The sequence below is a fragment of the Deltaproteobacteria bacterium genome, assembly GCA_030690165.1.
In the GTDB taxonomy this organism is placed as follows: domain Bacteria; phylum Desulfobacterota; class GWC2-55-46; order UBA9637; family UBA9637; genus JACRNJ01.
The window spans coordinates 1-4,487 of the sequence record JAUYHF010000034.1 but is presented as its reverse complement, the minus strand read 5'-3'; the positions used below and the strand labels follow the sequence as shown (position 1 = coordinate 4,487).

Sequence of the window (4,487 nt, the reverse complement as noted above, 5' to 3'; positions counted from 1 at the left end):
CCGATTTTGCTACAGTGAGCAGTCACAAGATAAAACACATTGAATCTTTATTAAATAATAGGCCTCGCAAGTGTCTTAATTACAAAACACCTTATGAGGTCTTTAGCTCAAGTGTTGCACTTGCTCGTTGAATGTGGCGATTTGTTTAGGATTGAAATCCTATAATTCTTAATTTTATAGTAGAGGGTTTTGTAATCTATGTTTAAGAGTTTTGCTGCCTTGCTCTTGTTTCCCTTTGTTGTATTCAGCGCATCCTGAATCACCGCCCTCTCTGCCTCGGCAGTTGCTTTATGGGAAACCTCTTTAAAGGTTAGGGCTGCTCCACCCGCATCAGCCGTGTCAATATCTTCCACGTTGCAAGCCCTTGTTTTAAGAGATAGATCTTCCGGTCTGATAACATTATCTGCCAGAAGCGCCGCCCTTCTGATAGTGTTCCTTATCTCCCTGACATTTCCCGGCCACGGATGATTGACAAGGTGTTCCATTGCCTCATCAGAGAATTTCAAGGTTGCCTTTTTTAATTCTCCGCTGGTCTCCCTGACGAATCTCTCTGCAAGAAAAATAATATCTTCCTTTCTCTCACGGAGGGACGGCAGTGTTATACAGAACTCGTTCAGGCGATGATAGAGGTCATTTCTAAACCTGCCGGCAGTTACCTCTCTATCCAGCGGGAGATTAGACGCCGCAATAATCCTGACATCTACAGGGATTGTGCTTTCGCTTCCTACGGCATGTATCCTTCTCTCTTCAATTGCGCGGAGGAATTTACACTGGCTGGTCAGAGGGAGGTTGGATATTTCATCAAAAAAGATAGTGCCGTGATTGGCAAGAGAGAAATAACCATTTTTCTTCTGATGAGCGCCTGTAAATGCCCCCTTCTCGTGGCCGAATATTTCGCTTTCTATAAGGGTCTCCGGAATTGCCCCGCAGTCAACAATTATAAACGGGCCATTATGTCTCTTGCTCTGTTTATAAATAGCGCTGGCGATCAATTCTTTACCGGTTCCTGTTTCACCCTCTATGATAACTGTGTAATCTGTTTTTGCCACCTTATTTACTCTTTGAATCACATCCCGTATTGAATTGCTTTTACCCATAAGTTCTGATAATGACCTTTCTCCCTCTATAAACCCATTCATATCTTCCATGCAAAACTTTTTTTCTATCACCTCATTTACGATATTGATTAACAGATTTTTGTCAAAAGGCTTGACAATAAATTTATATACCCCTAATTTTACGGCATGGATTGCGGATTGGATATCGCTCTGGACTGTTACAATAATGATGGAAGGTATATTCTTCTCCTTTATCCTCCTTATGGTCTCCACACCGTTTGTCCCCGGCATCTCTATATTCAGAATGATAATATCAGGAACTACTTCATTAAGCATGGAGATTGCCTCCTCTCCATCTCCGGCCGTAATAACCTGCAAGCCCTTCTTAGTGAGGATATCTGAGATGAGCCCCTGCGTATCCTCATCATCCACAACAAGAACAGTTCCCCTGTATTTGACTCTTTTCATCTGAGAATCCCCCTCTGGACAGGCGAGATGCCTGTCCTACCGATAGTAGGTCTTCTTTAGTGTCGCACTGTTGCGGGTTCAAGTTTGTAACTTGAACCCAAATAATTCGTATGCAACACATACTAAATTCAGGGAGCAGGTTGCAAACCTGCTCCCGCAGTAGAAATCTCCTCTCCCTCAGGGAGAGGATTAAGGTGAGGGTGGGTTAATTTTCCTTCCCCCTCTGTGTCTAATCTTCAACTCAGATATTCTGTCTTTATATCCTCCGGCAATCTTTTATCCACCTTATGGGCAATGCCGATAAAAAGGATGCCTGTCTCCCCTTGCTCAAGGCTTTCATTTATTCTTCCCGCTATATAGCCATCCCGCTCCGAGAGAAGCAGCGCTCCTATCTCTCTATACTTTTCCAACCTCTCTCTGCCGTCTTCAACGGCTGTCTCTCCCCGATTACTACCTTCGGGGACAGGCTTTAGTATATCCTGGACATGATTATATTCTCTAATGAGGAGCTGCGGGTCTTCTGTTCCTATAAGCTGCGCCCCCTTTTCTATTAAATCAAGGAGGAGTTTATAATTCGCGCTCCCTTTTTCAGCCAGTTCCCTGACTATGTCCATTTCTTTACCGCTCTTGGGCAAACCGTCCTGAAATAACTTCACCTTTTTATAATCCAGATTTAATCTCTCCAGCCTCATCCTTATCTCATTCCAGAGTTCGTCTGCAACATTCAGATGTTCCCTCCATTTATCCGCGCCAAATTTTGCGATGTACTCCTCTTTGAGCCTGTCTGCGAGAGAGCCCATGTCTATCTCGCCATGGATAATCGGTATGTATATAAGCCTTCGCATGAATAAAGGGTTTGTTTTGGTTGAGCAGATTATATACCTGTGTCAAGGAAAAACTAACTGTCCAAAAGGACAGGTAGCAAAATCTTATATTTTATACCTAATTTATAAAATATCAAACTGGGCTTCCTGCCAGTTACATAAAAAACCGGTTCCTGCTAAAAGTTCAGACATGGAACTGATTTTTCAAGAAGATAATCTTTTAATAAAGACCTTAAGCGCCCCTGAGGAGATGGATGCGGCGTATCGTTTGAGGCATGAGGTTTTTGTGGATGAGCTTAAATGGGTTCCGCCCTCTCCGGATAAAAGAGAAACAGATGCCTATGACAAATTTGCCATCCCTATCGGGTTATTTGACCTGTCTGCGCAGACAGGTGAGGATCTGCCTCTTATTGGTTATGTCCGCCTCATCCAATCCAATTATCCTTTTATGGTTGAAAAGGAATTTGCATGTCTGCTCCCAAAGGATAAGCCGTTTAAGAAACTTCCGTATATGGTAGAATGCACAAGGATCTGTGTTAAAAAAGAGCGCAGGGCAGATAAGGTCGGTGATTTAGATTTGACAACAGGTCATCTGCTTTATAAGGCTGTCTATAATTGGTGCCTTACACATAACTCCAGGTTCCTGATAGCTGTCATAGAAAAAAGATATTACAGACATTTAAAATCCCTTTTTCCTTTTGAATCATTAGGGGGGTTCCTGCGAATGGGGGATGGGGTATTAGCAGGGACAGTTTTACTTGATTGGCGGGATTTTGAAAGGGTATCTCTTGAAAGAAGGCCAGATTTCATGGAATGGATGACTACGATACAAGTTCCCCTTCCTGTTCATGCTCATGCTCCATCAGGATTGCTACTGCATGGGTCTTACTGACCGCGCCAAGTTTTTCCTTAATATTGTCCAGATGGAATTTTACTGTCCTTTCGCTGATTTTTAATATCATGGATATCTCCCAGTTTGTCTTACCCTCTTTAACCCAGTGAACCATATCCATTTCCCTTTCTGTAAGAGGGGATAAAATATCAGTCTTTAATTGCCTGTATATCCTGACAAGCGCCTGATGCAGATGCGGGATAAGCGCATCCATTACCTCCTTCTGGTGTTCTTCAAAATAATTTTTATTGTTAGAAAAGACAATGATACTCCCCATCCTGTTACACTTGGATTTAATGCCGGAACTTATCCCATACTTAAGGCCAAAGTTAGAGGCATTATGAATAAACTCAGAGATATCTTTACTCCTGTATTTTTTATAGGTATCAGACCAGAGTTGTGTGCCGGAGGATTTATACTGCTCAATAACGATAGGGTCTACAAAATAAAGCTGCTTTTTTTGATATATAGAAAGCCATTCCTGAGGGTAAGTGCTGTTTATAATTGTTTTAGCCTCAACCAATCCTTTAGCATCGTATATCCCCAGACCGCAGATACTGTGTTCCCCGCCTACTATCCCCTTTGCCTTTTCCAGCAGGAATTTAAAATCTCCTTCTGTTTTGCAGGAAAGACTGGCCTGGATTACATCCAGAATATCCATCAACTCTTTTTTAGAAAACCTTTTATAGTTCACAATCACCCCGCTAAACAAATTTTAGAAAAGGTCTTAAAAAGTCTCTGCCACACATCTGGCATAAATAAGTTGACATGTTTCTGTAACTCAAACCTTCAGGTTTGAGGTTTCTCAAGACTTTCAAGGCTAAAGCCTTGAGCTACGATGTCTATTTATTTTTAACGTTCACTATAGTCTTATATATATCTGATAATCTGACTCCCTCCAATAACATCAGGAATGTTTACAGGTCTTTCTAATTCACATATCCCGGCAAGGGCATTATGGAGATGCGGGGTAACTATATCCATCACCTTTTTATGATGCTGACTAAATCTCGGACGATTGGATACAAATGAAAACAGACTTGTCCTTTTCAGTTCAGGGTCATGCACACCGCTTGCAATGCCATTTTTTAAACCAAAATCGCCGGCGCTGTTAAGGAACTTAACTGTTTCTTCATCTTTGTAAGATTTGCACCTCCCCCGAAATAGTGGACACACCAAAGGGTTAGGTTATAGTAGAATCATATAACCTAAGGAGGTGTGAAATGCAAGAAAGGAAAGTGAACA

The 4,487-nt window shown here is 41.9% G+C and carries 5 protein-coding genes; 1 reads left to right on the top strand and 4 read right to left on the bottom strand.

The genetic code is table 11. The annotated features are described in order from the left end of the window. Positions 1-107 precede the first annotated feature (107 nt). Both Q8P28_06160 and Q8P28_06155 read right to left on the bottom strand, forming a co-directional pair. Positions 108-1,526, bottom strand: coding sequence for a sigma-54 dependent transcriptional regulator (locus tag Q8P28_06160; GenBank protein MDP2682375.1), 1,419 nt, complete (start codon positions 1,524-1,526; stop codon positions 108-110). A gap of 236 nt (positions 1,527-1,762) precedes the next feature. Further along, a complete protein-coding gene (locus Q8P28_06155; GenBank protein ID MDP2682374.1) occupies positions 1,763-2,371 on the bottom strand; it encodes a hypothetical protein in 609 nt (202 codons plus the stop codon). A 169-nt stretch (positions 2,372-2,540) separates the two neighbouring features. On the opposite strand from Q8P28_06155, the gene Q8P28_06150 reads away from it, so the two are divergent. Further along, the gene (locus tag Q8P28_06150) at positions 2,541-3,242 is read left to right on the top strand and encodes an acyl-homoserine-lactone synthase (protein MDP2682373.1); all 702 of its coding nucleotides are present in this window, start codon (positions 2,541-2,543) and stop codon (positions 3,240-3,242) included. Here the strand turns inward: Q8P28_06150 and Q8P28_06145 are convergent. Continuing rightward, positions 3,172-3,936, bottom strand: a complete 765-nt coding sequence (locus Q8P28_06145) for a LuxR C-terminal-related transcriptional regulator (protein ID MDP2682372.1) — start codon at positions 3,934-3,936, stop codon at positions 3,172-3,174. The two genes, Q8P28_06150 and Q8P28_06145, sit on opposite strands and share 71 nt — an antisense overlap. A gap of 176 nt (positions 3,937-4,112) precedes the next feature. Next, positions 4,113-4,418 carry an autoinducer binding domain-containing protein gene (locus tag Q8P28_06140; protein MDP2682371.1) on the bottom strand — a complete coding sequence of 102 codons (306 nt, stop codon included), beginning with the start codon at positions 4,416-4,418 and terminating at the stop codon, positions 4,113-4,115. Between the last annotated feature and the right edge of the window lie 69 nt (positions 4,419-4,487).

What these genes read in the sequence shown, in the direction of transcription:
- Q8P28_06150 (MDP2682373.1), top strand. Translation starts at nt 2,541, where the DNA reads ATGGAACTGATTTTTCAAGAAGATAATCTTTTAATAAAGACCTTAAGC.
- Q8P28_06160 (MDP2682375.1), bottom strand. Translation starts at nt 1,526, where the DNA reads ATGAAAAGAGTCAAATACAGGGGAACTGTTCTTGTTGTGGATGATGAG.
- Q8P28_06155 (MDP2682374.1), bottom strand. Translation starts at nt 2,371, where the DNA reads ATGCGAAGGCTTATATACATACCGATTATCCATGGCGAGATAGACATG.